24 protein-coding genes, 1 tRNA gene and 1 pseudogene are annotated in these 25,931 nt (G+C 69.6%); 10 read left to right on the top strand and 16 right to left on the bottom strand.

The window, feature by feature from the left end; all coding sequences use genetic code 11:
- Window positions 1–83 (top strand): annotated as a pseudogene (locus MTDSW087_RS20565) (IS5/IS1182 family transposase); the annotation flags it as partial.
- A gap of 12 nt (window positions 84–95) precedes the next feature.
- On the opposite strand, the gene MTDSW087_RS20560 reads toward MTDSW087_RS20565, so the two are convergent.
- The 3 genes from MTDSW087_RS20560 to MTDSW087_RS20550 all read right to left on the bottom strand — a co-directional run bounded on the left by MTDSW087_RS20560 (window position 96) and on the right by MTDSW087_RS20550 (window position 1,981).
- Window positions 96–539: a hypothetical protein gene (locus tag MTDSW087_RS20560; protein ID WP_144766768.1), complete on the bottom strand. Its 444-nt coding sequence runs from the start codon at window positions 537–539 to the stop codon at window positions 96–98.
- 363 nt (window positions 540–902) lie between these two features.
- Entirely contained in the window at window positions 903–1,427 is a 525-nt protein-coding gene (locus MTDSW087_RS20555; RefSeq protein WP_144766767.1) for a hypothetical protein, read from the bottom strand.
- 212 nt (window positions 1,428–1,639) lie between these two features.
- A complete protein-coding gene (locus MTDSW087_RS20550; RefSeq protein WP_144766766.1) occupies window positions 1,640–1,981 on the bottom strand; it encodes a curlin repeat-containing protein in 342 nt (113 codons plus the stop codon).
- Window positions 1,982–2,507: 526 nt separating this feature from the next.
- Between MTDSW087_RS20550 and MTDSW087_RS20545 the strand changes: the two genes are divergently transcribed.
- The 5 genes from MTDSW087_RS20545 (at window position 2,508) to MTDSW087_RS20525 (ending at window position 6,892) form a co-directional block, all read left to right on the top strand.
- Window positions 2,508–4,595, top strand: coding sequence for a beta strand repeat-containing protein (locus MTDSW087_RS20545; RefSeq protein ID WP_144766765.1), 2,088 nt, complete (start codon window positions 2,508–2,510; stop codon window positions 4,593–4,595).
- Window positions 4,596–4,791: 196 nt separating this feature from the next.
- Window positions 4,792–5,070 (top strand): curli-like amyloid fiber formation chaperone CsgH, encoded by a 279-nt coding sequence (gene csgH, locus MTDSW087_RS20540; protein WP_144766764.1) that lies wholly within the window; start codon window positions 4,792–4,794, stop codon window positions 5,068–5,070.
- The gene (locus MTDSW087_RS20535; protein WP_144766763.1) at window positions 5,055–5,570 is read left to right on the top strand and encodes a hypothetical protein; all 516 of its coding nucleotides are present in this window, start codon (window positions 5,055–5,057) and stop codon (window positions 5,568–5,570) included. Before csgH ends, MTDSW087_RS20535 begins: the two co-directional genes overlap by 16 nt.
- A gap of 41 nt (window positions 5,571–5,611) precedes the next feature.
- Window positions 5,612–5,905 carry a curli assembly protein CsgF gene (locus tag MTDSW087_RS20530; protein WP_144766762.1) on the top strand — a complete coding sequence of 98 codons (294 nt, stop codon included), beginning with the start codon at window positions 5,612–5,614 and terminating at the stop codon, window positions 5,903–5,905.
- Between the two features lie 57 nt (window positions 5,906–5,962).
- A complete protein-coding gene (locus MTDSW087_RS20525; protein WP_144766761.1) occupies window positions 5,963–6,892 on the top strand; it encodes a CsgG/HfaB family protein in 930 nt (309 codons plus the stop codon).
- A 15-nt stretch (window positions 6,893–6,907) separates the two neighbouring features.
- On the opposite strand, the gene MTDSW087_RS20520 is transcribed toward MTDSW087_RS20525, so the two are convergent.
- Window positions 6,908–7,210, bottom strand: a complete 303-nt coding sequence (locus MTDSW087_RS20520) for a hypothetical protein (RefSeq protein WP_144766760.1) — start codon at window positions 7,208–7,210, stop codon at window positions 6,908–6,910.
- Window positions 7,211–7,349: 139 nt separating this feature from the next.
- On the opposite strand from MTDSW087_RS20520, the gene MTDSW087_RS20515 reads away from it, so the two are divergent.
- On the top strand, window positions 7,350–8,249 hold the full coding sequence (locus MTDSW087_RS20515) for a lytic transglycosylase domain-containing protein (RefSeq protein ID WP_238178716.1): 900 nt from the start codon (window positions 7,350–7,352) through the stop codon (window positions 8,247–8,249).
- A 100-nt stretch (window positions 8,250–8,349) separates the two neighbouring features.
- On the opposite strand, the gene MTDSW087_RS20510 is transcribed toward MTDSW087_RS20515, so the two are convergent.
- Together MTDSW087_RS20510 and MTDSW087_RS20505 are read right to left on the bottom strand one after the other, a co-directional pair.
- Window positions 8,350–8,640: a hypothetical protein gene (locus MTDSW087_RS20510; protein WP_144766759.1), complete on the bottom strand. Its 291-nt coding sequence runs from the start codon at window positions 8,638–8,640 to the stop codon at window positions 8,350–8,352.
- 208 nt (window positions 8,641–8,848) lie between these two features.
- Window positions 8,849–9,127, bottom strand: coding sequence for a hypothetical protein (locus MTDSW087_RS20505; RefSeq protein WP_144766758.1), 279 nt, complete (start codon window positions 9,125–9,127; stop codon window positions 8,849–8,851).
- A 145-nt stretch (window positions 9,128–9,272) separates the two neighbouring features.
- On the opposite strand from MTDSW087_RS20505, the gene MTDSW087_RS31245 reads away from it, so the two are divergent.
- Window positions 9,273–9,404, top strand: coding sequence for a hypothetical protein (locus MTDSW087_RS31245; RefSeq protein ID WP_280525281.1), 132 nt, complete (start codon window positions 9,273–9,275; stop codon window positions 9,402–9,404).
- A 33-nt stretch (window positions 9,405–9,437) separates the two neighbouring features.
- On the top strand, window positions 9,438–9,809 hold the full coding sequence (locus MTDSW087_RS20500; protein WP_144766757.1) for a hypothetical protein: 372 nt from the start codon (window positions 9,438–9,440) through the stop codon (window positions 9,807–9,809).
- Window positions 9,810–9,817: 8 nt separating this feature from the next.
- Here the strand turns inward: MTDSW087_RS20500 and MTDSW087_RS20495 are convergent.
- From MTDSW087_RS20495 to MTDSW087_RS20450, 10 genes are all read right to left on the bottom strand, one after another.
- Window positions 9,818–9,902, bottom strand: a tRNA-Leu gene (locus MTDSW087_RS20495).
- A 107-nt stretch (window positions 9,903–10,009) separates the two neighbouring features.
- The gene (locus MTDSW087_RS20490) at window positions 10,010–11,329 is read right to left on the bottom strand and encodes a nucleotide sugar dehydrogenase (protein WP_144766756.1); all 1,320 of its coding nucleotides are present in this window, start codon (window positions 11,327–11,329) and stop codon (window positions 10,010–10,012) included.
- 11 nt (window positions 11,330–11,340) lie between these two features.
- Window positions 11,341–12,489, bottom strand: a complete 1,149-nt coding sequence (locus MTDSW087_RS20485) for an ABC transporter permease (protein ID WP_144766755.1) — start codon at window positions 12,487–12,489, stop codon at window positions 11,341–11,343.
- Window positions 12,486–13,502 (bottom strand): ABC transporter permease, encoded by a 1,017-nt coding sequence (locus tag MTDSW087_RS20480; RefSeq protein WP_144766754.1) that lies wholly within the window; start codon window positions 13,500–13,502, stop codon window positions 12,486–12,488. Before MTDSW087_RS20480 ends, MTDSW087_RS20485 begins: the two co-directional genes overlap by 4 nt.
- Window positions 13,499–15,403 (bottom strand): ABC transporter substrate-binding protein, encoded by a 1,905-nt coding sequence (locus MTDSW087_RS20475; RefSeq protein WP_186383935.1) that lies wholly within the window; start codon window positions 15,401–15,403, stop codon window positions 13,499–13,501. Before MTDSW087_RS20475 ends, MTDSW087_RS20480 begins: the two co-directional genes overlap by 4 nt.
- 206 nt (window positions 15,404–15,609) lie before the next feature.
- Window positions 15,610–16,470, bottom strand: a complete 861-nt coding sequence (locus tag MTDSW087_RS20470) for a hypothetical protein (protein WP_144766752.1) — start codon at window positions 16,468–16,470, stop codon at window positions 15,610–15,612.
- A complete protein-coding gene (locus tag MTDSW087_RS20465) occupies window positions 16,470–18,299 on the bottom strand; it encodes an ABC transporter ATP-binding protein (protein WP_144766772.1) in 1,830 nt (609 codons plus the stop codon). Before MTDSW087_RS20465 ends, MTDSW087_RS20470 begins: the two co-directional genes overlap by 1 nt.
- Window positions 18,296–20,200 (bottom strand): glycosyltransferase, encoded by a 1,905-nt coding sequence (locus tag MTDSW087_RS20460; RefSeq protein WP_144766751.1) that lies wholly within the window; start codon window positions 20,198–20,200, stop codon window positions 18,296–18,298. Before MTDSW087_RS20460 ends, MTDSW087_RS20465 begins: the two co-directional genes overlap by 4 nt.
- Window positions 20,188–21,723, bottom strand: a complete 1,536-nt coding sequence (locus MTDSW087_RS20455; protein ID WP_238178720.1) for a glycosyltransferase family 4 protein — start codon at window positions 21,721–21,723, stop codon at window positions 20,188–20,190. Before MTDSW087_RS20455 ends, MTDSW087_RS20460 begins: the two co-directional genes overlap by 13 nt.
- Window positions 21,720–22,955 (bottom strand): glycosyltransferase family protein, encoded by a 1,236-nt coding sequence (locus tag MTDSW087_RS20450; protein WP_238178722.1) that lies wholly within the window; start codon window positions 22,953–22,955, stop codon window positions 21,720–21,722. The genes MTDSW087_RS20455 and MTDSW087_RS20450 overlap by 4 nt, the downstream gene beginning before the upstream one ends.
- Before the next feature lie 249 nt (window positions 22,956–23,204).
- Here MTDSW087_RS20450 and MTDSW087_RS20445 point away from each other — a divergent pair, with 249 nt between their 5' ends.
- Entirely contained in the window at window positions 23,205–25,847 is a 2,643-nt protein-coding gene (locus tag MTDSW087_RS20445; protein ID WP_144766749.1) for an ABC transporter ATP-binding protein/permease, read from the top strand.
- The last annotated feature ends 84 nt before the right edge of the window (window positions 25,848–25,931 follow it).

Here is a 25,931-nt window from a genome sequence, read left to right as displayed (position 1 = left end):
TCGCCACGCGCTACGACAAGGACCCCGACAACTTCCTCGCCAGCGTCAAGCTCGCAGCCCTGCGGGTCTGGCTGCGAACTTAATGAGTCCGCGACCTAGTCCGCGACAACGACTCTCAGCGAACCCAGGCCCAGTTCCTCCGTATCGCCGTCGATCACCGCGCGCACCCTGATCAGACCAGCGGATACTATATCGAGCGGGGACAGGATCAGGCTCGCGGAGGCCACGATATGCCGCGGAGCAGCGAAGCCCGGCTCCAACTCCGAGACGAGTTTCCGTTGCGCCGGGACGTTCATCGTCTCGATCTTCTCGTCCAGGATCGGATCGTCGCGTCCAGGGACGTAGCAGCGCAAAAAGAGCGATCGGAACGGCTGGTCCGCCGACGTGACAACGTAGGTGTGAATACAGAATTTCGACAAAACACATGGAAAATCGTGAGAAACAAAGATAGCCGAGTTATAGCAACCAATAAAACTCAATTTTCCGCCGACTTCGTTTCTTATGTCGTCGCAGAAAATCGAGTATCCGTAGCGCTTCATGCTGCGAAGCTTTCTGTCGGTCGGCTGGTACCCGCGACGCGAATTGCAGGTGGCGGCGGCAGCGTCGATGTCACGGTTGCGGAGACACCATGAATATATGACCCTTGGTAATGAACGATGGACCCCGTCGCGGGACTGTTCCGACCTTCGGATCGCCGGTTGGACCGGACCTCGAAAACGATCGACTGATCCAGCGCCCAGGCCAGGCCGGCGATCGAGCGCAGGGTCAGCGGCCGCATCCCGGAGAGCTGGCCATTGATCTCCGAGCAAGGGATGGAAAGCTTTTCTGCCAGAGCCCTCGCATTCATGCCGGATGAAAGCTTCTCTTCTAGAAACGCCTTTACGAGTTGTTGGCGTACGTAGTCAACGAAACGGCCGACTGTCGCGGATCTCGCCCCGAGATCGATTTGATATGACGTCATCCGGCGTCGTTCCTTCCCCGCAGAGTTCTTGTGCAAGACTCATTTCGCGACGCAATCGTCGAATTTCCAACCGGTAACCACGATACAGGTCATGGTCCTTTATATAATCTGCCCAGCCCCCATACGCCGCGATGAAGCAATCCTTCGCGGGAAACCAGCCGAAGATCCGGATGTCCGGTGTCTTGAACTCCCAGACAGGATGCTTCTCGACCTTGATGCAACGGAAATCCCACCGATTGTGGAAGCTGTCTCCGATGATGAAACGATAGAAGATTGTGTCGATCTGTTCGATGATGGATGTCTCGGCCCCCAGCTTCGAGGCTTCCGACGCCCGCTCACGCTCCTTCAGCCATTCGACGAAATCCCGGGTCCCGTAGAGTCTACGGACCGGCAACTCACGTGACCCGAGAGACACTTCTAAGCGAAGTATCGACGGATCTCCAAGCAGATTAGTGAGAGCATCCACCAAATTCACGCACGGGTCAAACAGGGGGCTACCGAACAGCTATCCCACTTAGCATAAATCCACAAATGCAGAAATCATGCCACAATTCTTGAGTGCGCACTCGCACTCAGCAGTGTCGAGAAGTCGTCGATAGCGCCGACGACATCGATAGATCCTCTGCTTCGACCGCCTACGCATCGCTTGCGGAGCGAAGTACGGATCAATCTCTCCAGTCAGCGACCCCGACCCGTCTGGGAGATCACCGCGACATTTCCTTGGCCCTGCTGAAAAAGAGCCGCGACATTACCGCCGCCGGACTGCGTGACGGTGCCGCTGTTATAGGCTCCGACTTGGACCACCTGAGCAATGTTGCTGGTCGGCGCCGCAGAAGCGGCGGCACGCGCCGCGCTAAGATCGACCGGCGTCGCGAGAAGCGTCCGCAGTGACGACGTCGCGGACATCTCCGCGGTCGCGGCGGAGGCCGACTGACGAACATAAGCCTCTTCCGCACGAGCGCTGCCGACGGACAGCAGCGCAGCAGTCGTGACCAAGGCGAATACGGATCTCTGGACCATGGACGCGCTCCGACAAGCAAAGTCCAATTGCTAAAAGGGCTTGGTTAGCTCTTCGTTAAGGACGACGCCTGCCGAACGGACCAGACCAGCGCGCGCGCCCATCGCGAAGCCATCGACGCGTTCTGCGCTGCACGCCCCGAGTCGAGCCAAATATAACATAAGTAAGTATTCTAGTCGTCCATGGCGACTTTCGATTATGACCGGCGTCTCCGGCCGGGTCAGACTACCGTAATACCAAAGGCGTAGGCAATTTTAAGTATACCCGGCGCATACATACTGAATCCGCGCGATTGCATAAGTTTGCCTTCCACGCAAGTGGCAAGAAACGCAATGTCCCTGACAATTTGCAGGCAATTGAAGCCCAGGCCGACATCGCACATGTCGGTAAATTAACCGATTTTTAATCAGGGCACTTGCCGGCCGACTGTTAAGAAGTCATTAACACAGTCGAGAGGCGAGGAATGGTCTCCGCCTCCACAGTGGTCGCAATCCAAGCGACCCGCCCGGACAGAGCAGGCATCACAACATGAGAACGTCTGTAGCTTTGGCGCTCGTGCTCGCCAGCACGACCTCTGTTTTCGCCCTCGACAACGAGTCGTTCATCGCCCAGGTCGGCGCCTATAACGGTTCTGTCGTCGACCAATCCGGCGGCAACAACAACCAGGTGACCTTCCAGGCCGGTGTGAAGAACCAGGCTCTCACGCAGCAGAGCAAGGCCGGCACCAAGAAGAACACCTCGAACACCGCCCAGATCGGCGCCCGCAACGGCTCGATCGTCGGCCAGACGATGGGCAACAACGCGCAGTCCACCCTGCAGGTCGGCGTCGCCAACGCGGCCGTCACCTACCAGAACGGCGGCGCCGCCGGTAAGAACGACTCGACCACCGCGCAGTTCGGCGTGAAGAACAGCGTCCTGGCCGAGCAGGAAGGCGGCAACAACACCCAGCGCGCTCTGCAGGTCGGCGTCGCCAACGTCGCCGCCTTCGCGCAGTCGGGTGCGTCCAGCACCGCCGGCAACACCTCGACCACGCTGCAGTTCGGTGCGCTCAACGCCGTGTCCCTCGTCCAGAAGAAGGGCGACAACGTTCAGTCCGCCCTGCAGGTCGGCGTCGGCAACGTGGCCATGATCGACCAGAACGGCGGCAGCGCCGGCAAGAACGACTCGGTCACGGCGCAGTTCGGCGTGAAGAACGCCGCCGTCGTCGGCCAGACCGGCGGCAACAACGACCAGGGCACCCTGCAGGTCGGCTTCGGCAATTCCGCGGCGACCACCCAGTCGGGCGCGACCGCATCGGGCAGCAACAGCTCGACCGTCGAGCAGCTCGGCGTGAAGAACGCCGCCGTCGTCGGCCAGGCCGGCGGCAACAACGACCAAGACACGTTCCAGGCGGGCGTGCGCAACTTCGCCTACACGAAGCAGACCGGCGTCTCGGGCAACCGGACCAACGACTCGACCACGGCCCAGTTCGGCCTCAACAACGTGTCGTTCGCCACGCAGGTCGGCGGCAGCAACGATCAGGGCACGCTCCAGATCGGCGCCTTCAACGTCGCCTCGACCAGCCAGAACAGCAACGCCCAGGGCAAGACCAACACCGCCAGCACCACGCAGATCGGTGTCGGCAACAGCGCCGTGACCACTCAGGTCTCGTCGGGTGCTGCCGGATCTGGCGGCAACGTGAAGTACAAGGGAAGCGTCAGCACGCCTGCGTTCGCGCTGTTGAAGATTGGCTCTTCCTTCTATGGGGCGATTCCTGCGAGCAACCTGTCTACGGAAGGCAATCTCTACCTGCCGAACGCTGTGGCTTCGTATAGCGGCGGCGTGAACAACGCCTCCACGCTGCAAGTCGGCAGCGAGAACAAGGCGCTGACCAGCCAGAACTCGACCGGCTCTCGGACCGGCCTCAAGTACGCCACCACGTTCACCACCGGTATCGGCGTCAGCGGGTACCTGAAGAACGGCAGCGGCTACGACTCCACGAAGTCCCCGATCGTGGCGACGACCACGGCCATGGTCGATGCGCCGCAGTTCATCGGCCTCAACGGCGTCGACAACAACTCCTCCGTGATCCAGCTCGGCAGCAAGAACGTCGCCCTGACGAACCAGAAGGGCGCCAGCCTGCTGCCGACCTCCAACAACTCAACCGTGGCGCAGATCGGCGCGCAGAACTACGCGGTGGTCGGCCAGGAGAACGGCTCCAACCTCCAGGGAACCCTGCAGGTCGGCTACAAGAACGCGGCCGTCACCAGCCAGACGAATGGCCAGACCTCGGCCAATCTGAACGGCGCGGCGACCGTGCAGATCGGCGCCAAGAACGCGGCCCTGACCACCCAGCAGACGAGCCTCGCGACCACGATCGCGAACCCGCTCGGCGGCATCGGTGCGAACGGCTCGCTGATCGCGCAGGTGGGCTACGGCAACATGGCCAACGCGGCCCAGTCGACCGGCCCGCAGGCCATGATCGGTGCCAACACCCAGGCGACGATCCAGGTCGGTGCGAACAACTACGCCATGACCTCGCAGTCGACGGGCGGCTACTCGTCCGGCGGCGTGTCGAATAGCTCGGTGACCGCGCAGTTCGGCTACCGCAACGCGGCCGTGACCGTGCAGCGCTGAGGCGGCTCCACAGGCGGCGGGCCCTCGGGCCCGCCGCCCCCCGCCTGCCCTTCTTCAATCAGAGCGCCAGACCCCCATGTGCTGCGCCCTCTCCCCTGCCCCCGCTCGGGCAGGAACCCGTTTCCTCCGCACGCTTTCCGGGTTCGCGGCCGCCCTCGCCGCCACGATCCTGCCGGCAACCCCCTCGGCCGCGGCCGTGACCTGCCGGATCCAGGCCGAGCCCGTCGCCGGCTACCTCCGCCTCCAGGCTCTCGCCCGCTCCGACGAAGACCTCCAGGGCCGCTACCTCCTCTCCCTGAACAAGCACAGCGCGACCGGAACGAGCCGCAACGTGCAGAGCGGGAGCTTCGCGCTCCGGCCCGGACAGGACGAGATCCTCTCGACGGTGACGTTGGATGGATCGGCGGAGGGGCACTACGCGGCCGACCTCACCCTCGAGTGGTATCAAGGAAGCACCTCATGCCATTCTCCCTGACCCGCGGCGCCCGCCCCCTCCGCCGCTGCGCCCTCGCCGCGGCCCCCGCCGCGCTGCTGCTGGCCGCCACGGCCGGCGCGAAGGCCGATCCGGTCTACGTCGCCCAGATGGCGAACGGGGTCTCGGTCCCGGTCCAGCTGATCCATCACCAGGCCGCGGCTCCGGCCGCACCGACGATCTCACAGCCCATCACGCCGCCGACGCCGACGCCCGAGATGGCCGCTCGCAATACGGGCCACCAACTCGCTCAGACGCTTCAGATCGGCAATGGCAACACCGCCGGTCACCTTCAGGTCGGAACCAACAACGTCTCGACGGCCGCCCTGATCGGCAGCGGCAATAATTTGGGCGTGTTGCAAGCGGGCAGCAACCTTCAGTCGAACCTTGTGCTAGTCGGGACTCAAGGACTAAGCGTTGGCGTAATTCAGCCACAGGGATCGGCGCCCATCAATATGCTCATCGCGCGTCTTCCCAACGGAGGCCTGTTGATCAAACGTTAAGGGGCCGTCTGTAGGTTGTTTTACAGAATAGGAACTTGCAAATGAAGATTTTGCTTACCATTGCACTGGCGGCAATTTGCGGCGCGGCGGGCGCCTTGCCGGCGGTCGCAACCGAGCAAGTCTATCGGCCGGTCAGCCCCACATTCGGTGGCAACCCTCTGAACGGCACATTCCTGCTCTCCACCGCCCAGGCTCAAGGCTACGGCGCGAAGTCGGGCCAGAACTCGCCCGACCTGTCCGGCCTCAATCAGGCCCTGAGCAATCTCGGCAATGCCGGCACGGTGGCGACCCCGACGATCATCATCAACGGCACGGCCATTCCAACGAATCCGTAAGAATTCCGAAGGTTGCATACTGATATAAGAATAAGCACATTTGGGGAGCGAAGTTCAATGCTGAACGTCGTGAAGCATACCGCAGCCGCGGGATTATTGTCGTGCGCGCTGAGTGCCTGCATTGCGACGACCGGCTCTGTCCTGGACCCGGCGACCCAGCCGGCAACGCTCGTCCCGCTGACCAAGACCGGCGTCATTCTCGACAAGCTGCCGCCACCCGTCCAACCGCTCGACGTCGCGGTCTACAGCTTTCCGGACCTGACGGGACAGAACAAGCCGAACGACAACTTCGCTGAGTTCTCGCGCGCCACGACCCAGGGCGGCGCGCCCATCCTGATGGATGTCCTGGTCAAGGCCGGCGGCGGACGCTGGTTCAACGTCGTCGAGCGGAACGAGCTGGCCTCGCTGCTGCAGGAGCGGCAGATCATCCAGAACACCCGGACCGCGGTGGAGGGCCCGAAGGCGAAAGGCCTGCCGCCGCTCCGGTTCGCCGGCATCGCGCTCCAGGGCGGCATCATCGGCTACGATTCGAACGAGACGACCGGCGGCATCGGTGCGAACTACCTCGGGATCGGCGGCAACACGCAGTATCGGCAGGACATCGTCACGGTGGCGCTCCGCGCGGTGAGCGTGCAGACCGGGCGCGTCATGGCCTCCGTCACCACGACCAAGACGATCTACTCGGTCCTCGTCAACGGAACGGTGTTCCGGTTCGCCGCCGTCGATCAGCTGCTTCAAGCCGAAGCCGGCTTCACCAAGAACTCGCCAACGACGCTGGCCGTGCGCGAAGGCATCCAACTTGCCGTCTACTCGCTGATCTTCGAGGGCGCGCGCAATCGCCTGTGGAAATTCAAGGATGCCGAGGCTGGCGAGGTGTTCCTGCGCGCCCTGGACGAGCAACGGCGGGCCGTCGATTTCACCCTCACGCCGGCAGATTCGCCCGAGGCCTCGGCACCGGCCGGCGACGTCGTGGTAGCCAAGAGCTGAGACGCCTCGACGGCATCAACGGGTGATGGGCCGCGCCTGCTGGGTCGCCGTGTAGCAGGTCGGCGAGGAGGCGTTCTGGTCGTTGCAGGTGACCGGCGCCGACGAGCCACGGACGGGAGCGTTCTGCGCCTCGCTCTCAGAGATGGGACGCGCGGGCGCGGTCGAGCGATCGGGCGCCTGCGTGATCCGCGCCTCGGAGGCCGGATCCAGCATCGAGGCACCGGGCGCCGAGCGATGCGAGGGGTGATGCTTGCCGTCGGCAGCGAGCCCGGCGGTTGCAAAAAGGATGGCGAACGCTGTCGCGGCAATCCTGACCATGATCGGACCTCCCCGGCTCTGCGGCAGGAGATAGGGCGTATGTTTCCACGCAACAAGACAGATAACTAAAATATGAACTGATCTTCAAAGATCGATTCTCGCCTCCCTCCGACAAGACTTCATCCATCCCCTCTCGACAATGCGGGCAAGGACTCGACACTTGCGACCTCTGCTCATCCTCCTGGCCGGCGCTGCCCTATGTGGCGATCTGTCGACGGCGCGCGGCGGCTCGATTGCGGAGGGCCTGCAGGCGGAGGGCGAAACGCGAACCCTTCAGCTCAAGCCCGAAGCCAACCTCCCGATCATGGTGCGGGCCGCGTCGCTTCCCGTCCAGCCGATGCCTGGCACCGGGCCTGCACGGGACGTCACGGAGGTGAAGCGCATGGCGCGAGAGGCGGCGGCCGCGCACGCCGTGCCGATCGACTACTTCCTGCGCCTCATCAAGCAGGAGAGCGGCTTCAACGAGCGGGCGGTCAGCCGGGCCGGCGCACAGGGCATCGCCCAGTTCATGCCGACCACGGCGGCCATCCGGGGCCTGAAGAACCCCTTCGATCCGGCCGAAGCCCTCCCGAAATCCGCAGCCTTCCTGAGCGAGCTGACGCGCCGCTTCGGCAATATCGGCTTGGCGGCTGCGGCCTACAATGGCGGTCCGGGACGGGTCGCGAACTGGCTCGCGGGCAAGGGCAATCTTCCGCTCGAGACACGCAGCTACGTGCTCGCCATAACCGGCCGGACGGTCGAGGATTGGGCACCGCCCGGAACACGCCTGCGCGAGGCCGCGGCCGGCCTGGCGCTCCTCCAAGGCGAGACCTCGCGGAGAGCCAGGATCTACAAGCCGAAGGACTGGGAGCTCGAACTCCTTCACACGCTCACGGCACAGTCCTCGACTCCGCAGAAATCCGCGCCCCAGGACCTGAAACTGGCGAGCCATACGCTGGCTGCGAACGCACTGCGCGGACGCAAGGGCCGCCCCTTCTCCTCGCGAGCGGCCGCCGAAGGCGCCTTGTGCCCGAGTTGTCTGATTCAGAGCAGCTATTGAACCCCGTCCCTGTGGGTCCGCCCCTCAGCGCAGTCTTTGGTGCCTCCGCATGAACGTATCCGTCCGCCGCACGCCTGGCGCGGAGGTGCGTCCGAGAGCCTCAATGGCACCTGGTCGGCGCTAGCATTCTGGCAGCCTCCAGCAATTCAGCTTGCAAGCGTTCAATGGCACGGAGCACGACCCTTTCAGGGGCGCCCAGCCTCAGAAGTCTTTCGGTGCCATCAAGGCTTGCGAGCAATCTGAGGGTCAGCTCGCCTTCGATATAGGCTTCTTCAGCTCCTTCGACGCCCTCATACGCTTGACCAAGCGTTGCGATGGAAACCGCGAGATCATCGATCTGTTGGTCGGCGGTCTTTCCACGGAATTGGGGCCAAGGAGTCTGATCGATCATCTATTCAGCCCAGCATGCCCGCATCGCCATCGGACGGACGCCGAGGGCGAGCTGCTGCATACTGGTCTGACCGTCGATGCTTGCGCGAACCTGTGCTGGCACTCAGCACGTTCGAGGCTCGACGCACCGAGCCTCGTCGCCGCGGAGCAGCGGGACGGAGGCGCCCGTGGGTGACAACAGCCCCTCACAGGCAGCGCGAGACCGAGGCTCAAGCGCACTCGGCGCGGAGAAGTTCAGCGCCGTCGAAGACGGCAACTCTGATGACGTCCCCGTTTTGCCAGACGACCGCGCAAGGGGTTGGCTCGAAGGAGGGAGCGAGCGCCACCAGAAACCAGAGCGGCAGATCCTTTGCCCTCTCGCTCATCAAGAGCAGGCCATCACGGGACAGCCGTACGGCCATGCATCCGAAGCCGGGAGAAGAGGTTCTGAGCAGAATTTTTGCCGCGATCGGGCCTTGAAGGTTCCTAGATTTCATACCGCCGTACATGAATTTATCTCGTGCAATTCCTGCTATGCAAGGATGCTCGATCTCGCGGTCTTTCTAAGTTGTTACTATGATCCCTGTGTCACCGTCGAGACTCTGCAAAGGTCATTCTCACGGATGGAAGGAACGGGATGCTGGGAGGCTGGCGGTGGGTCGCCCTATCATCGCCGACCTTGTCAACCTCGACCGCGCTCCGACGCCGACCGAGCGCGAGCGGCTCCGCGCCGGCACGGCACCGAAGGGCTACGCGGCCCTGCAGGCTCGGGACTGTTTGGAGTGACCTGCGGATCGTGCCCGGACCGAGAAGACGGGCATGGTGGTGATCGCGCCGATCTTCGCGGCCCTCGCCGCCGCGACCAAGACGGGCGAGCTCACCTTCATCTGGACCGAGCGCGCCCTCCCCTTCACGAAGGAGAGCCTCGGCCCAGGGTTCGGGAAGGTCTGTCGGGAGGCCCATTGCCCGGGATCGGCGCACGGTTCGCGCAAGGCCGGCGCGCGCCGCGCGGCCGAGGATGACGCGACCGAGGCGCAGCTCAACGCTCTGTTCGGATGGAAGCCGGGAAAGCGCGGTCTACACGCGCACTGCGGACCGAGCGAAAATGGCGCGCGCGGCTCGAGGAAATTCCGTACCAGTCGACCCGGTGCGGGAGGGGTGTCCGAAAGTATAAGCGGATCAGCGCTTTAGGCGGCTGATGGTGCCCAGGAAAGGACTCGAACCTTCACCTCTTGCGAGACTGGTACCTGAAACCAGCGCGTCTACCAATTCCGCCACCTGGGCAACCGTCCGTTTCCGGCGGTGTGCGGATGCGTTTAGGGGGCGGGGAGGCAATCGTCAATCGGGTTTTCGCAGCCGCCTCGCGCATGGCCGCGCTTTTCGTCGAGGCGTCAGCACTTCACGAGGTTCGGGCCGTCGAGCCCGGCGCGGGCGCAGGCGTTGCGGGTGTCGGCCACCAGGGGGGCGTGGGCGAGGATGGCGGCGTAGTCGATGCCGTCGTGGTCGGTGACGATGAGGGCGGCGTCGCAGGCCCGCAGGGCCTCCGGCGTCAGCGCCACCGAACTGCGGCCCGCGAGCGCGCCGTGGGCACGGCTCGGCGGGATATCGGGAACGTGGGGGTCGTGGTAGCGCACCTGCGCGCCGCGTGCCTCCAGGAGGGCGATCAGCTTCAGGGCCGGGCTCTCGCGCATGTCGTCGAGATTGCGCTTGTAGGCGATGCCGACCATCAGGATCGCGGCGCCCGAGAGCGTCCGGCCGCGGCGGTCCAGGGCCTGGGCGAGGCGCTCGACCACGTAATGGGGCATGGCGCGGTTCACCTCGCCGGCGAGCTCGATGAAGCGCGTCGCCACGTCGAACTCGCGCGCCTTCCAGGTCAGGTAGAACGGGTCGATCGGGATGCAGTGGCCGCCGAGGCCGGGCCCCGGATGGAACGGCATGTAGCCGAAGGGCTTGGTCGAGGCCGCCTCGATCACCTCCCAGACGTCGATACCCATCGCGTCGTAGACCACCTTCAGCTCGTTCACGAGGGCGATGTTGACGGCGCGGAAGATGTTCTCGGTGAGCTTCACGGCTTCGGCCACCGCCGTCGAGGAGACGGGCACGGTGCGCGTGACGATCGCTCCGTAGAGCCGCTCGGCGAGGTCGCGGGCCTGCGCGCCGTCGCCGCCCACCACCTTCGGGACGGTGGAGAGGCTGTGCCGGTCATTGCCCGGATCCTCGCGCTCGGGCGAGAAGGCGAGGAAGAAGTCCCGCCCGCTCTTCAGGCCGCCGGCCTCGAGGATGGGCTTCAGCACCTCCTCCGTCGTGCCGGGCCAGGTGGTCGATTCGAGCACCACGAGCTGGCCGGGGCGGAGCGTCCGGGCGATGTCGGCGGCCGTCACGCGGATGAAGGAGAGGTCCGGCTCGCGCTGGGGCGTCAGCGGCGTCGGCACGCAGATCAGGATGGCGTCCGGCAGGCTCAGCTCCGCCATGGCGGTGCTGGCGCGCAGGCGCCCGGTGGCGATCGCGGCGCGCAGGCCCTCCGTGTCGAGATGGCTGATCACCGGCTCGCCCGCATTGATGCGCGCGACCCGCTCCGGGTTGATGTCGAAGCCGATCACCGAGAAGCCGGCCCGCACGGCGGCGAGCGCCAGGGGCAGGCCGACATAGCCGAGGCCGATCACGCCGAGCGTGGCCGTGCGCGCGGTCAGGGCGCGGGCGAGGTCGTCCATGGTCTCGGGTCTCAGTGATAGGGGTCGGCGGCGTCGCGCAGGCCGTCGCCCAGGAAGTTGAAGGCGAGCACGGTGACGAGCACCGGCAGCACGGGCACGAGCAGCCAGGGATAGAGCTGCACGGCGGCGAGGTTCTGCGCCTCGTTGAGGAGCACGCCCCAGCTCGTCACCGGCGGGCGCAGGCCCAGGCCGAGGAAGGAGAGCGCCGTCTCGCCGAGGATCATGCCCGGGATCGAGAGCGTCGCCGAGGCGATCAGGTGGCTCATGAAGTTCGGGATCAGGTGCCGCGCGATCACGCGGACGGGCGAGGCGCCCATCAGCTCGGCGGCGGCCACGAAATCCTCCTCGCGCAGGGCCAGCAGCTTGCCGCGCACCGCCCGCGCCAGGCCCGGCCAGTCGAGCAGGCCGAGGATCAGGGTGATGCCGAAGAAGATCCAGAGCGGGCTCCAGTTCGGCGGCAGCGCCGCCGAGAGGGCGAGCCAGAGCGGCAGCTCCGGCAGCGCCCGCACCAGCTCGATCAGGCGCTGCACGGCGGCATCGACCCATCCGCCGAAATAGCCGGCGAGCCCGCCGAACAGCAGGCCGAGGGCGAAGGAGATGGCGACGCCCACGAGCCCGATGACGAGGGAGATGCGCGCCCCGTAGATCATGCGCGAGAAGATGTCGCGCCCGAGCCGGTCGGTGCCGAGGAGGAAGAGCGTGCCGCCCTCGGGCGGGCAGACGAGGTGGCGGTCGCTCGCGATCAGCCCGAGCCAGGCATAGGCGTCGCCGCGGCAGAGGAAGCGCAGGGGCTGCGGCGTCGTCCGGTCCATCACGTAGTCGCGCCGGAAGGTCTCCAGGTCGAGCTGGGCCCGGTAGGGATAGGTGAAGGGCCCGACGAGGCGGCCCTCGTGGAACAGGTGCACGCCCTGCGGCGGCGCGTAGAGGAAGTCGCCGTTGCGCCGGGCCTGGCCGTAGGGCGCGAGCCATTCCACGAAGGGCACGGTGGCGTAGAGCGCGAGCAGGATCAGGCCGGAGGCCACCGCCATGCGGTGACGGAGGAAGCGGCGCAGGAACAGGCGCCGGGCGGAGAGCGCCTCGCGGCTGCCCTCGCGGGTCGCCTCCGGATCGAAGGGGGCCGGATCGATGAAATGTGCGCGGTCTCGCGTCCGGTCGCTCATCGGGCGCCCATCCGGATGCGCGGGTCGAGCCAGACCAGGACGAGGTCCGAGACCAGCATGCCGAAGACGGTGAGCCCCGCCACGAACATCAGGATGAAGCCGGCCATGAACTGGTCCTGGCTGCGCAGCGCCTCGAGCAGCAGCGGCCCGACGGTGGGCAGGCTCATCACCAAGGAGACCAGCACCGAGCCCGAGACGAGGTGCGGCAGCAGGTTGCCGATATCGGCCACGAACGGATTCAGCGACATCCGGAACGGGTATTTCAGCAGCGCGCGCGTCGGCGGCAGGCCCTTGGCGCGCGCCGTCACCGTGTAGGGCTTGGCGAGCTCGTCGAGGAGGTTGGCGCGCATGCGCCGGATCATGGCCGCGGTGCCCCCGAGGCCGATCACCAGGGTCGGCACCACGAGATGCGCGAGGAGCGAGCGGATCTTCGCCCCGTCCCAGGGCTTGCCGGTGAACTGCGCGTCGTAGAGGCCGCCGATGGAGAGGCCGAACCAGCGGTTGGCGTAGAACAGCAGGATCAGCGCCAGCAGGAAGCCCGGCACGGCGAGCCCGACATAGCCGAGCACCGTCACCACCGCATCGCCGAGGGAGTGCCGGTGCGTGGCCGAGTAGATCGCGATCGGGATCGCGACCACGTGGACGAAGACGAGGGCGGCGAGGTTGACGACGAGGGTCAGCCAGAGCGCGTCGCCCACCACCTCGGCCACCGGGCGGTCGTACTCGAAGGACCAGCCCCAATCGCCCTGGAGGAGGCCGGAGAACCCGGCCGAGCCCGGCATCAGCCCGACCCACATCAGGTATTGCTGCCAGACCGGCCGGTCGAGCCCGTATTGGCGGATCAGCAGCTCGGCCTTGGCCACCGAGGCCGCCTCGCCGCCGGCCCGCAGCTCCATGATGCGGTTCGTCAGGAAGTCGCCGGGCGGCAGCTTGATCACGAAGAAGACGAGCGCCGAGATCAGCAGCAGCGTCAGCGCCATCGTGACGAGCCGGCGGAGGACGAGGCCGATCATCGCGCCTCCACCCGGCGCTCGGCCTCGGAATCCCAGAAGAACTCGTCGAGGCGCTGCACGCCGATCATCGCGGTGGGGTCCCAGGAATAGAGCGCCCGGTCCGGCAGGTTGGCGAGGCGGTCGGCGCCGACGACGGGCTGCAGGGCGCCCGCCACCGTGCCGATCACCCATTGGTTCTCGGCATGGCTGCGCAGCATGGTGCGCCAGATCGCGGCCTGCCGCTCCGCGTCGTTCGTGTCCCGCCATTGCCGGTCGAGGTCGATCAGGGCCTGGACGGCGGGCAGGTCGCAGGGCTCGCCGCTGGCGCCGCGGCTCTCCACGTTCAGGCTCCAGCGCGGCCAGGAATAATGGTCGGGCTGGGCCGGGCTCAGCTCGGCGGGGGGCATGATCGCGGTGGGCACGGCGAGGTCGAGCCCTTGCGCGGCCACCATCACGGTCATGCCGCCCACCGAGCGGCGGCGCAGGTTGGTGCGCTCCTGCGGCTTCACCACGAGGCGCAGGCCCACCTCCCGCCAGAACTCGGTGATGAGCAGGAGCCCGTCGAGGATCAGGCTCGCCTCCCCGTCGCTCTCGACCACGATCTCGACCGGGCGCCCGTCCGGCATCAGGCGCATGCCGGAGCCGTCGCGCTTGTGCAGCCCTGCCGCGTCGAGGAGACGGTTGGCCTGGTCGGGGTCGTAGGTGGCGTGGAGGGTGCGCAGCTCCGGCGAGAAGAGCGGGCTCTCCGGCACGATCGTGTCGTTGCCCTCGGTGCCGAGGCCGAAGAGCAGGGTGTTGTTGAGGGTGCGCCGGTCGATGGCGAAGGACAGGGCGTGGCGGTAGCGCGGGTCGCGGTTCAGCGCGCGCCAGCCCGGATCGAGGGTGGTCAGGTTCGGGTAGAGGGCGAGTTCGGAGCCGCGGGCCAGCGGCCAGAGATGGGTGCGGTAGCGGTGCGCCCGCTCGCCCTCGCGCAGGCTCGGGATGTCGGACATCGAGAGGCCGCGGAACATCAGGTCCGCCTCGCCGGCATTGGTCTTGGCGACGAGCAGCCCCGTCGAGGCCACGTCCATGAGGATCGAATCGAGATAGGGCAGCTGCGTGCCGGCGGTGTCGACCCGGTGGTAGTGCGGGTTGCGCTCGAAGACGAAGCGGGTGGCCGGCGCCCGGGTGCGGGGCTGCCAGGGCTGGAGCGTCGGGCAGTCCGGATTGTTCAGCTCGAAATTGTCGTCCATCCGGTTGTGCAGGGCCGCCCAGCTGCGCAGCCTCTCGCGCTTGGCGAGCGCCTCGGCCGCCTCGCGGCCGGCGTAGCGCGGATGGAAGGCTTTCAGGTAGTGGGCCGGCCGGTAGATCAGCGGATCGCGCGGGGCGGCGAGCGCGGGCAGGAAGCGCGGGTTCGGCCGCTCCCAGGCATAGATCACGGTGCGCGCGTCCGGGAAGCTCACCGCGGGCGGCTTGCCATCGAGCATCAGGAAGTCGGGCGGCCCGCCGGGGCTCAGCTCGTGCTCGTTGGCGACATCCTCCCAGTAGTAGCGGAAATCCTCCGCCGTGAAGGGCGGGCCGTCCGACCAGCGATGGCCCGCGCGCAGGCGCAGGGTGAAGCGCCCACCCTCGACCTCCACCGCCTCCAGCACGTCGGGCTTCAGGGCGAGATCGGCATCGTAGCCGACGAGGCGGCTGTAGCTGCACACCGACAGGTAGCGCACGTCGCGCGCCTTCGCGATCAGCGTGCGCACCGCGCCGCCGGGCTGCCCGAGCCGGCGCCCCCTGGCCGCGAGATCGACCACGAGCGGGGTCTCGGGCAGGCGCGGGGCCTCGGCCCGGGCGGGGCGCGGGAGAAGCAGCGCGCCGAGGCCGGCGAGGAGGGCACGGCGGGAGATGCCGGATGTCCCGGCATGCTCCGTGGGGGAAGATCCGGCTTCGATCGATTCGCCGGAAGCGCCACGGGCCCCCTCTCCCGTCCGGGAGAGGGTCGGGGTGAGGGATGAGAAGTGTCCGGAGAGGTCGCGACCGTGAAGCGGCTCCGGCTCCGCTCTGTCCGTAGAGTTCTCGACCCTCACCCCAACTCTCTCCCGAACGGGAGAGGGGGCCCGCGTCTCGTCCTGAATGCTCCCATCTCTCCCAAGGCCGCTCATCCGCCGCCCTCCGGATGGAGCTGCACGTAGGTGAGCCGCGCGGGCGCGTAGCCGGTGGCGCCGTGCAGGTCGTCGAAGGCGTGGGAGCGGGCGATCAGGCGGGCGGCCTTGCGGGCGACGGGGTCGACGCCCGGCTGCTCGAAGACCCGGCCGTTGCGCTGCCAGCGGATCGGCTCCGGATCGTCGCGCAGGGAACCCAGCATGGCGATGGTCGGGTGCGCCGGGCCGCCATGGGCGTGGATGCGGTGGGCGGCCACGTCGTCGTCGAAGACGAGGCGGGTGAGGCCGCGGGCATGGGCCTCGACCACCCGCCGCCCCTGCGCGACGTGGTCGTCGAAGAAGGCCACGGTGCGGGTGGGATCGAGGCCCGACCAGTCGGCCGTCGACCAGTCCTGCGTGCAGTAGCGGGCCTGCGGGTCGCGGTACTGCAGGCGCGAGAGGTCGGGATCGCGGCAGAACAGCTCGGCCTCGGGCCGGGCCTGCCGGATGATCCAGGTGGTGAGCCCGCGGAAGACGCCCGACTCGATCACGAAATCCGGCTCCAGCGCGCGCATCAGCACGAAGAGCTGGAGCGCGCCGTTGAAGCCGGAGCCGCCGCGGCGCTGCCGCACGGGGGCCTGCGGGATCAGCTCCCAGAACTCCTCCGCCAGCGCGCGCAGGTCGTGCCGGCAGGCGATGCCGGCGGCGTCGATGTCCTGCGCGAGCCGGGCCGCGGCATTCCCCAGCAGGCGGTCGACCTCCCGGGGCGAGACGGGGCGGTGCGCCCAGTCGGGCGTCGCCGGCACGAGGTCGTAGCCGAGGCGGTCGAACAGGGGGCCGAGCACGCGGCGGCGCAGGCGCTCCATCAGCCGGGCCATCAGGCGGCCCGCCTGTCGAGGGCCGCGCCGTGGCGGACGCGGTGGCCGGGGGCGATCTCGACCATGGCGCCGGCCTCGTCGGGGGCGAGGCGGAAGGGCGCCGGCCAGCGGGCGGGGTCCGAATGGTCCCCCGTCACCGCGGCGAAGTCGAGCGGGTGGTCGAGGCTCGGATCGGGCACCGCGGCGAGCAGCGCCCGCGTGTAGGGGTGGGCGGGCGCGCGGAACAGGGCGGCGCGGGGCGCCTCCTCGACGATGCGGCCGCGCGCCATCACGCTGATCGTGTCGGCCATGTAGTCGATCACCGCGAGGTTGTGGGAGACGATGAGGTAGCTGAGGCCGAGTGCGGCCTGGAGGTCCTTGAGCAGGTTCAGGATCTGCGCCTGGACCGAGACGTCGAGCGCCGAGACCGGCTCGTCGAGGACGAGGAGGCGCGGCTCCAGCGCCAGCGCCCGGGCGATGCCGATGCGCTGGCGCTGGCCGCCGGAGAAGGCGTGGGGGAAGCGCGACAGCGCCTCTGGCTCGAGCCCGACCATGGCCAGCAGTTCGCGGGCACGCGCCCGCGCCTGCGCCTTCGGCACGCCGTGGATCTCCATCGGCTCGCACAGGATCTGGCGCACGCTCATGCGCGGATCGAGGGAGGCGTAGGGGTCCTGGAAGACGAATTGCGTCTTCTCGCGGTAGGCGAAGAGCTCGGCGGGCCCGAGCTGGTGCACGTCGCGCGGGCCGGCGCCCGCATCGAAGAGGACGCGCCCGGAATCGGGGGCGAGCGCGCGCATCACCATCTTCGAGACGGTGGTCTTGCCCGAGCCCGACTCGCCGACGAGGCCGAGGGTCTTCCCCGCGGGAAGCGTCAGGGACACGTCCGAGACAGCCCGCACGAGGCGGGGCTTGTCCCAGAAGCGCCCGGCGCGGAGCGTGAAGGTCTTCGAGAGGCCCTCGACCCGCAGGATCGGGCCGGCATTCGGCGGCCCTGAGCGGGCCGGCGGGATCACGGCCTGCGCCGCGCGGATCGGGGTGAGCCGCTCGCCCGGCGCCATGTCGAAGCGCGGCACCGCGTGCAGCAGCGCCCGGAGATAGGCGTGGCCGGGCGCGCGCATCACCACGTCGCGCGGCCCCGACTCCACGAGCCGGCCGCGATAGAGCACCGCGACGTCGTGGGCCATGTTGGCGACCACGCCGAGATCGTGGGTGATGAGCAGGATGCCCATGCCGGTCTCCTCCTGGAGCCGGGCGAGCAGCGCCAGGATCTGGGCCTGGGTCGTCACGTCGAGGGCGGTGGTCGGCTCGTCGGCGACGAGGAGGGCCGGCCGCAGGATGATCGCCATCGCGATCATGGCGCGCTGGCGCAGGCCCCCGGAGAGCTCGAACGGGAAGGTATCGAGCGCCCGCTCCGGATCGGGAAAGCCCACATGGGCGAGCGCCTCGCGGGTGCGGGCCCGCGCCTCCTTCCGCGAGGCGTCGGTGTGGACGCGCAGCGCCTCGCCGATCTGGTCGCCCACCGTGTGGAGGGGCGACAGGCAGGTCATCGGCTCCTGGAAGATCATGGCGACGCGCTGGCCGCGCAGGTCCCGCATCGCCGGGCCGTCCGCGGCGAGGCTCGCGACGTCCTGACCCTCGAACAGGATCTGCCCGCCGGTGATCGCCGCGGCGCGCGGCAGGATGCGCAGGATCGCCTGCGCGGTCACGGACTTGCCGGAGCCGGATTCGCCGACGAGCGCCAGGGTCCGGCCCCGCGTCACGTCGAGGGAGAGACCGTGCAGGGCCTCGAACGGGCCGGCCTCGGTGCGGAAGGCGACGCGGAGGTCGCGGATCGAGAGGAGCGGGCTCACGAAATCCTCGTCCCCGCACTCGACCACGCCGCGGGCTCCCCGTCCACCGGCCGGACGGAGAAGAGGTCGCGCGGGTCGGCGACATCCACGGCCGGGTGTCGCACGAGGAGGGGCAGGAGCGCGCCGAGGAAGTCCCACAGGGCCGCATCGTGCACGCGGTGGTGGGTGAGGAGCCCGATCCCGCCCGCCGCGACGCGGCGCACGAGATCGGCGACGAGGCGGGCCGGATCGACGAGCGAGCGGGTGCCGCGCCAGTCGATCGGGTCGAGGTCGATGTCGTGGCGGACGAGGGCGACGGGGCCGGCGCCGCCGCCCGCGGCCGACAGGCCGGCATAGCCGAGATCGGCCAAGGCGGCGGCGAGATCGGGGGCGATCCGGTTCCAGGGGGGCACGAAGACCGGCAGCACCTCCGGCAGGCGCACCCGGGCGAGCCCGAGGGCCGCTTCCGCCTCCTCGCAGAGAACGTCGAGGGGGCGGTGCGGGCCGAACTCCGCCCGCTTCTCGCCTGCGGGCGCGTGGTTCGCGTGGGCGAGGCCGTGCACGGCGGCGCGGGCCAGCGGCGCGCGGGCGAGGCGCTCGGCGAGCGAGGGCACGATGCCGGCCGGGATCGCGGCGAGCAGGATCGGTGTCCCCTCCGCGAGATCGAGAAGGCGGTCGAGGGCGGGCTCGCCCGCGACGGCATCGTCGTCCCGCCACCAGAACCGGACGCGCCGCCCCGCTTCACCCGCCGCGTCAAGGGCGGCGCGCAGCGGGTCGAGGTCGAGGCCGGCGGGGGCGCGGCGGCGGCGCATCTCTCCAATCAGCGCCGCGGTACGGGCGGCCCCGTCGAGGCGGATGCCGTGGGCCGGCGGCTCCGGAGCGCTCGAGGCGGCCTCGACGGCGGCGAGAAGCGCGTCGGCGGTAAGCTCCGCCTCGGGCAGCACGCTGGCGAGGCTGCGTGCGGCGAGGCGCTCCGCGCGCAGCCGCTGCTCCGTCTCGCGCCCGGCCTCGAAGGGGACCAGCACGGCGCGCGGGCCCGCGGCGAGGAGGTCGACGGCGGTGTTGTAGCCGCATTGGCTCACCGAGACCGCGGCGCGGGCGAGGAGCGCGCGATAATCGGGCCGCGCCCGCTCCAGGGTGCCGGGCGCGAGCCCCTCCCCCATCGCCCGGAAGGCGGGCTCGGACACGCCGTTCCCCGCCAGGATGCGCCAGCCGAGATCCGGCCGCCGCCGCGCCGCCTCCGCAGCGGCGGCGAGGAGCCCGAGCCCGGCGGCGCTGGAGCCCGCCGCAACGAGGATGCCCGCGCGCGGCCCCGTTTCAGGCAGAGGCCCGCCCTCGTCCACGTAGCCGGTATAGGTGAGCCGCGAGGCGAGCCGGGAATCGACGGGCCAGGAGGCGTCGAGGGCGGCGAGCGCCGGATCACCGTGGACGAGGACGCCGTCGTAGAGGTCGGCCACCCGCGCATGGGCCTCGGCCACCTTCGCCGGCCGGTCCGGCGCGACGAGGATGTCGCGCACTGAGGCGAGGACCAGGGGCCGGGGGCGACGCGCCCGCGCGGCCTCGACGAGGGCGAGGAACTCGGCCGCGAGCGCCCGCCGGCCGAAGGGGAACAGCTCGGTGACGACCGCGTCCGGCGCGAGATCCGCGAGCGCGCCGAGCAGGGCCTCGCGGCGGCGGGCGAAGAGCGCGCCGTCGGCCGGGCGGTCCTCGCTGTCCAGCAGGTCGGAGAAGGCGGTGCCGCGGATATGGACCGGGTCGAGCTGGAGGAGGCGCACGCCGTCGGTCCGCACCAGCGGGGCCGGACTGCCCCCGCTCGCCAGCACCACCGCGTGGCCCTCCGCCGCCAGCGCGCGGGCGAGCGCCGCCGCACGGGTGAGATGGCCCGCCCCGAGGAGATGCGTGACGGCGATCAGCACGCGCACGCGCGCACTCCCTCCGTCTGGATGGTGGCCGGAGCCAGGGCGATCCCGGCGCTCGCGGCGAGCCGCGCAGCGATGGCGTCGATGCCCGCCTCCATCGCGAAGTCGCGGACGAGCCGGGCGCGGGCCCCGAGGGCGAGGCGCCGCCGCAGATCCGGATCGCCAGCGAGGTCCTGAAGGGCCTGCGCGAGGGCCGCGGTGTCGCCCGGCGGGACGAGGAGGCCATGCTCGCCGGACGCGATGAATTCGGGCGTGCCGGCGAAGGCCGTAGCGAGGATCGGCAGCTCCTGGCTCGCCGCCTCCATCAGCACGTTCGGCAGCCCGTCGCGGTCGCCGCCCGGTGCGGATTTGGTCGGCAGCACGAACAGGTCGGCCTCGCGCATCGCGGCGATCACCGCGGGCTGGGCCAGCGCGCCCTGGAAGCGCACGCGCTCGCCGAGGCCGAGAGCCGCCGCCCGGGCTTCGAGTTCGGCCCGCAGCTCGCCGCCGCCGATCAGGGTGAGACGCCAGTGCAGGCGCGGCAGCCGCGCCAGGGCCTCCAGCAGGTCGTCATGCCCCTTCTTGGCGACGAGCCGGCCGACGCAGACGAGGCGCAGCGGGTCGGCCGGGTCGCCCCCGTCCCGGGCGGGGCGGACGGGGGGCGGCGCCGGGAAGCGGGCGAGGTCGAGGCCGTGATAGGCGAGGAGGAGGCGGCTCCTTCCTTCCCCGCTTGTCGGGGCAGGAAACCAGCTTTCCGGGCCCGCGTGCGAACCGCGACAGGCCCCCTCTCCCGCTCGGGGGAGGGCTGGGGTGAGGGATGAGAAGGTTTCGGAAGGGGCGCGACGGCGAGGCGGTTCCGGCTCCGCTCTGTCCGTAGAGTTCTCGACCCTCACCCTGTCCCTCTCCCGAACGGGAGAGGGGACCTGCGCCTCGTCTGAATCCGTCGCCCCCCGCTCGCTGAGGGGCGCATGGGTCGACAACCCCTCCAGCCGCCCGAGCCCGTCGCGCGTGCAGGTCACGCCCCAGGCGGCGTCGGCGAGTTTTTCCCGCAGCTCCCAGTCCGGCGTGGTCCAGATGTCCTTGGCATGCGCCGAGAAGGTCCAGGCGCGGCCGGTGAGGCGCGCGGCGTAGCGGGCGACGCTCGCGGGCGTGTGGAGGAAATGGACGTGGATATGCGTCACCCCCTCCGGCAGTTCGCGGGCGAGGACCAGGGCCTGGCCGAGGCGGCGCAGGCGCGAGGCGCTCGGGTCGCGCAGGAAGTCCCGCGCGAACAGGCGGAGCAGGCCGGCCAGGCGCGGCCGGCGCAGCGCCGCGCCGAGGCCCGCGAGCACCCGCAGGGGCGCATCGTGCAGATATTCGGGCAGGTAGGTCACCGGCGCCCGGATGGCCTCGTGCATCGGGTGGCGCGCGCCGTCGGTGGGCTGCCGCAGCGACCAGATCGACAGGGGCAGGCCGCGCGCCTCCAGCGCCAGCAGCTCCTGGGCGATGAAGGTCTCCGACAGGCGCGGATAGCCCTTCACCACCACCGCGATGCGGGGGCCGCTCATGGGGTGCCCGCGCGGCGCAAAGCCCGCTCCGCCAGCGCCCGCACCCGGCCGACGATGGCGTCGAGCCCGTCGAGCAGGCCGGGCACCACCATGCGCGAGGGCTCGGGCTGCTCCGGCAGGGCGCGCAGGGCCGCCGCCATCCGCTCCGGCGCGCGGCCCTCGGCCTCGCTCAGCACGCGCACCAGGCCCAGGGCCTCGGCGGCCCGCGCCCGGATCTCCTGCTCGCGCCGCGGCTCGGTGCGCGGCACCAGCACCGCGCGCTTGTCGAAGGAGAGGATCTCGCAGAACGTGTTGTAGCCGCCCATGGCGACGATGCCCGCGGCGCGGTGCACCAGCCGCTCGATCTCGCTGTCGAAGGTGATGGCCGAGAGCCGCCCCGGCAGCCGCGCGATGCGCGCGAGGAAAGCGGTGCGCGTCTCCACGTCGAGGAAGGGGCCGAAGGCGATGAGGGCGGGCAGCGGGATGCCCGGATCCGCCTCGTAGGCCGCCAGAACCCAGTCGATCAGCGTCGCGCCGTCGCCGCCCCCGCCGGGCGTGACCAGCAGGAAGGGCGCCTCGGCGAGGGGCGGCAACGTCCGGCCGGGGCTCGGCGGCGGCAGGTCCCGGCGCAGATAGCCCGTATAGATCAGGCGGTCCTCGACGGCGGGATCGAGATCGAGCCCGTCGAGCGGCCGGTGGATGCGCGGCACGCCGTACACCCAGACCTCGTGGTAGAGCCGCTCCAGCGCCTCCCCCGCCCCCTTCCGCGCCCATTCGGGAGCGAGGAGCGCGGGATCGTCGAGCACGTCGCGCAGGCCGAGGACGAGGCGCGCGCCGCCCTCCGCCGCCCGCTCCAGCATCCCCAGGATCTCGCCCTGGAAGCCGGTCGGCTCCTTGTCGACGATGACGAGGTGCGGCCGCAGGCCCTCGGCCGTGCGCGCGATGAGCGCGGCGCGCGCGGCAACGGTCTCCGCGAGCGCCCGGCCGGGCTCCAGGCTGGCATAGCCGCCATCGACCCGCTTGGTCACGGCGGGGATCCGCACGGCGGAGACGCCGGGCGCGAAGGCGAAGCGGTCCGCCACCGGCGATCCGGAGACCACGACGATGCGGGCGCCGAGCGCCTGGGCCACCGCGTTGGCGATGGTGCGGGAACGGCGCAGATGCCCCAGCCCGAAGGTGTCGTGGCTGTAGATCAGGATGCGGCAGGGCTCGCCGGAGCCTGAGAGGGCGGGCGATGGGCGCAAGGCGGTCAACGGGCCTTCTCCGCGGCCGGAGCTCGGCACCGTGTTGCATAACCTGCGCCGCTCCGCCACAGGGCGCGTGCGGTGCGGCTGTGCGCGACGCGACATTCCCGTCGCGCCGATGCCCCGACCGATCGTAGAACCATGGCGAAGCCCGGCCGCGTCGCGGACGGGCCGGATTCGAGGTCTTCGTTTCGACGCGCTCGTCCCCGAACCGGCAGGCAGTTCGGGGACGAGCGTTCCAGGCATCCCAAGGTCCCGATGCGCGATCTCGAACCGTCATTGTTCGGATACATCTGGCGCTACTCCCGGCGCGATCAGGTCGCGATCTGCCTCGTCGTCCTCGCCTCCCTGCCCTTCTACTTCGCGTCCCTCGACCTGCCGCGGCGCATCGTCAACGACGCCATCACCGGCAAGGCTTTCGAGAAGGGCAACGCCACCACCTCCTTCCTCGACATCACCGTGCACTGGCCGGCCTGGCTCGGCGGCGGGGCCACCCAGCTCTTCTCCGGCTTCTCGGTCGGGCGGCTGGAGTTGCTGCTCGGCCTCTCGAGCCTGTTCCTCACGCTGGTCCTGATCAACGGCGCGTTCAAGTTCTGGATCAACCTGCAGAAGGGCGTGCTCGGCGAGCGCATGCTGCGCCGACTGCGCTTCCAGCTCTTCTCGCTGATGCTGCGCTTCACCCCCGAGGCGCAGGGCGAGGTGAAGGCCTCGGAGACCGCGACCATAATCCGCGACGAGGTGGAGCCGATCGGCACCTTCATCGGCGACGCCTTCGTGGTGCCGGCCTTCCTGGGCACCCAGGCCGCCACGGCGCTCACCTTCATCCTGATGCAGAACGTCTGGCTCGGCCTCGTGGCCGGCGGCATGGTCGCGGTACAGATGATCGTCATCCCGCGCCTGCGCCGGGAGATCATCCGCCTGAGTCGGCACCGCCAGCTCGCCTCGCGCAATCTCGCCGGCCGCATCGGCGAGGTGCTGGAGGGGCTCGACGCGGTCACCGCCAACGGCGCCGGGCGCTGGGAGCAGGCCGAGATCGGCGGGCGCCTGCACGGGCTCTACGACCTGCGCCTGCGCATCTACCGGCGCAAGTTCGCGGTCAAATACCTCAACAACCTGCTCGCCCAGGTCACGCCGTTCCTGTTCTACGCGATCGGCGGCCTGTTCGCCCTGAAGGGTCAGCTCGACATCGGCCAGCTCGTGGCGGTGCTCGCCGCCTACCGCGACCTGCCCCCACCCCTGAAGGAGCTGATCGACTGGGACCAGCAGCGGCTCGACGTCGAGGTGAAGTACGAGACCGTCGCGGCCCATTTCGCCACCCACCGCCTCCGCCCGCCCGGGCCGGACGCACTTGCCCCGCCGCAGCTCGGCAGCCCGCTGCGCGTGGAGGGCGTCGTCCTGCGCGATCCGCATGACGGGCGCAGCGTCGAGATCGAAGGGTTCAGCGCGGCCCTGCCGGCCCGCCTCGCGCTGGCCTCGCCCGGCAGCGCGCTCGCCCGTCAGCTCGCCGTCGCGGTGGTCGGCTTGCAGCGGCCGATCGCGGGCAGCATCCGGATCGGCACGACCGACCTCGCGGGCCTGTCCACCACGGCGCTGGCGCGGCGCATCGCCTATCTCGGCGCGCAGCCGGTGCTGTTCCCGGGCTCGCTGCGTGACAACCTGCTCTACGGCCTGCGCTGGCATCCAAGATCCGAGGGACGGGCGGCGGAGGCCCGCCGCGCCGAGGCCCTGCGCACCGGCAACCCGTCCGATACGGTGGAGCAGGATTGGATCGACTACGCCGCGCTGGGGCTGACCGACGCCGCCGACCTCGACCAGCGCCTGCTCCACCTCCTCGGCCGGCTCGGGATGGAGGACGACCTCTACCGCTTCGGCCTCGGCGCCCTCAGCTCCGTCACCCACGAGACACCGGCGGGGCAGCGCATGATCCAGGCGCGCGCCTATCTGCGCGAGCATTTCGCGGAGGCCGGGCTGCAGGGCCTCGTCATCCCCTTCGCCAGGGGCAGCTACAACGCGCAGGCGAGCGTAGCCGAGAACCTGCTCTTCGGCGTGCCGGACGATCCCGCCCTGCTAGGACCCGCCCTCGCCCGCGACGGCCGCCTGCGCATCGCCCTGATCCGGGCGGACCTCTACGACGACCTCGCGCAGATGGGCGTGCGCATCGCCCGCACCCTCATCGAGATCTTCCGCGGCCTGCCCCCGGGCCACGGCCTGATGCGGCGCTTCTCCCTGGTCGACCCCGAGGCGCTGCCGGACCTCGAGCGGCGGCTCGCCGGGATCGGCCTCGGCGACAGGCCCGCGCGCGCCGACGAGGAGACCTTCCTGGAACTCGCCCTGCCCTATGTCGAGCCGCGCCAGAGGCTCGGCCTGCTCACGCCCGCCCTGCAGGCGCGCATCGTCGGCGCCCGCGGCTTCGTGCAGGCGGCGCTGGCGGGCCGGAACGGCCGCGGCATCGAGCCCTACGATCCGGCCCGGATCAATCCGCGCAGCTCCATCCTCGACAACCTGCTGTTCGGCCGCATCGACACCGCGCGCATGCACGGCGAGGCCGAGATCCGGGCCCAGGTGCGCGCCGCGGTGCGTACCTTCGGCCTGGAGGGGGGCATCCGGCTGCGGGGGCTGGAATTCCAGGTGGGCAATCGCGGCCGCCTCCTCGACGCGCGCCAGCAGGCCGCCGTGGGGCTGGCGCGGGCGCTGCTGCGCCGGCCCGAGATCCTGGTCGTGGACGGCTGGAGCGCGTTGCGGGATTACGGCCTCGCCGCCCCGGCCGAGACCATGGTCGCGGAGATGCCGGGCGCGAGCCTGATCGCGGTGGTGGGCAGCATGGCCGAGGCGGACGACTTCCCCGCCCGGATCACGGTGCGGCCGGCGGGACCGCCGCCGAAGCGGGCGAGCGCCGCCTGAGGCGGTTCGGTCCGGGTGTCGAGAGGGATCATCCCTCTCGCCGGTCCGGGCAGAGCCCGGGAATAGGCCGGGGCTCTACCCCGG

Origin of the sequence: Methylobacterium dankookense (assembly GCF_902141855.1) — a bacterium.
In the GTDB taxonomy this organism is placed as follows: Bacteria; Pseudomonadota; Alphaproteobacteria; order Rhizobiales; family Beijerinckiaceae; genus Methylobacterium; species Methylobacterium dankookense.
The sequence above is the reverse complement of the archived record's forward strand: the minus strand, read 5'-3'. Positions and strand labels throughout refer to the sequence as shown.

What these genes read in the sequence shown, in the direction of transcription:
- MTDSW087_RS20560 (WP_144766768.1), bottom strand. Translation starts at nt 539, where the DNA reads ATGAAGCGCTACGGATACTCGATTTTCTGCGACGACATAAGAAACGAA.
- MTDSW087_RS20550 (WP_144766766.1), bottom strand. Translation starts at nt 1,981, where the DNA reads ATGGTCCAGAGATCCGTATTCGCCTTGGTCACGACTGCTGCGCTGCTG.
- MTDSW087_RS20545 (WP_144766765.1), top strand. Translation starts at nt 2,508, where the DNA reads ATGAGAACGTCTGTAGCTTTGGCGCTCGTGCTCGCCAGCACGACCTCT.
- MTDSW087_RS20535 (WP_144766763.1), top strand. Translation starts at nt 5,055, where the DNA reads ATGCCATTCTCCCTGACCCGCGGCGCCCGCCCCCTCCGCCGCTGCGCC.
- MTDSW087_RS20530 (WP_144766762.1), top strand. Translation starts at nt 5,612, where the DNA reads ATGAAGATTTTGCTTACCATTGCACTGGCGGCAATTTGCGGCGCGGCG.
- MTDSW087_RS20525 (WP_144766761.1), top strand. Translation starts at nt 5,963, where the DNA reads ATGCTGAACGTCGTGAAGCATACCGCAGCCGCGGGATTATTGTCGTGC.
- MTDSW087_RS20520 (WP_144766760.1), bottom strand. Translation starts at nt 7,210, where the DNA reads ATGGTCAGGATTGCCGCGACAGCGTTCGCCATCCTTTTTGCAACCGCC.
- MTDSW087_RS20515 (WP_238178716.1), top strand. Translation starts at nt 7,350, where the DNA reads ATGCGGGCAAGGACTCGACACTTGCGACCTCTGCTCATCCTCCTGGCC.
- MTDSW087_RS20510 (WP_144766759.1), bottom strand. Translation starts at nt 8,640, where the DNA reads ATGATCGATCAGACTCCTTGGCCCCAATTCCGTGGAAAGACCGCCGAC.
- MTDSW087_RS20505 (WP_144766758.1), bottom strand. Translation starts at nt 9,127, where the DNA reads ATGTACGGCGGTATGAAATCTAGGAACCTTCAAGGCCCGATCGCGGCA.
- MTDSW087_RS20500 (WP_144766757.1), top strand. Translation starts at nt 9,438, where the DNA reads ATGGTGGTGATCGCGCCGATCTTCGCGGCCCTCGCCGCCGCGACCAAG.
- MTDSW087_RS20490 (WP_144766756.1), bottom strand. Translation starts at nt 11,329, where the DNA reads ATGGACGACCTCGCCCGCGCCCTGACCGCGCGCACGGCCACGCTCGGC.
- MTDSW087_RS20485 (WP_144766755.1), bottom strand. Translation starts at nt 12,489, where the DNA reads ATGAGCGACCGGACGCGAGACCGCGCACATTTCATCGATCCGGCCCCC.
- MTDSW087_RS20480 (WP_144766754.1), bottom strand. Translation starts at nt 13,502, where the DNA reads ATGATCGGCCTCGTCCTCCGCCGGCTCGTCACGATGGCGCTGACGCTG.
- MTDSW087_RS20470 (WP_144766752.1), bottom strand. Translation starts at nt 16,470, where the DNA reads ATGGCCCGGCTGATGGAGCGCCTGCGCCGCCGCGTGCTCGGCCCCCTG.
- MTDSW087_RS20455 (WP_238178720.1), bottom strand. Translation starts at nt 21,723, where the DNA reads ATGAGCGGCCCCCGCATCGCGGTGGTGGTGAAGGGCTATCCGCGCCTG.
- MTDSW087_RS20445 (WP_144766749.1), top strand. Translation starts at nt 23,205, where the DNA reads ATGCGCGATCTCGAACCGTCATTGTTCGGATACATCTGGCGCTACTCC.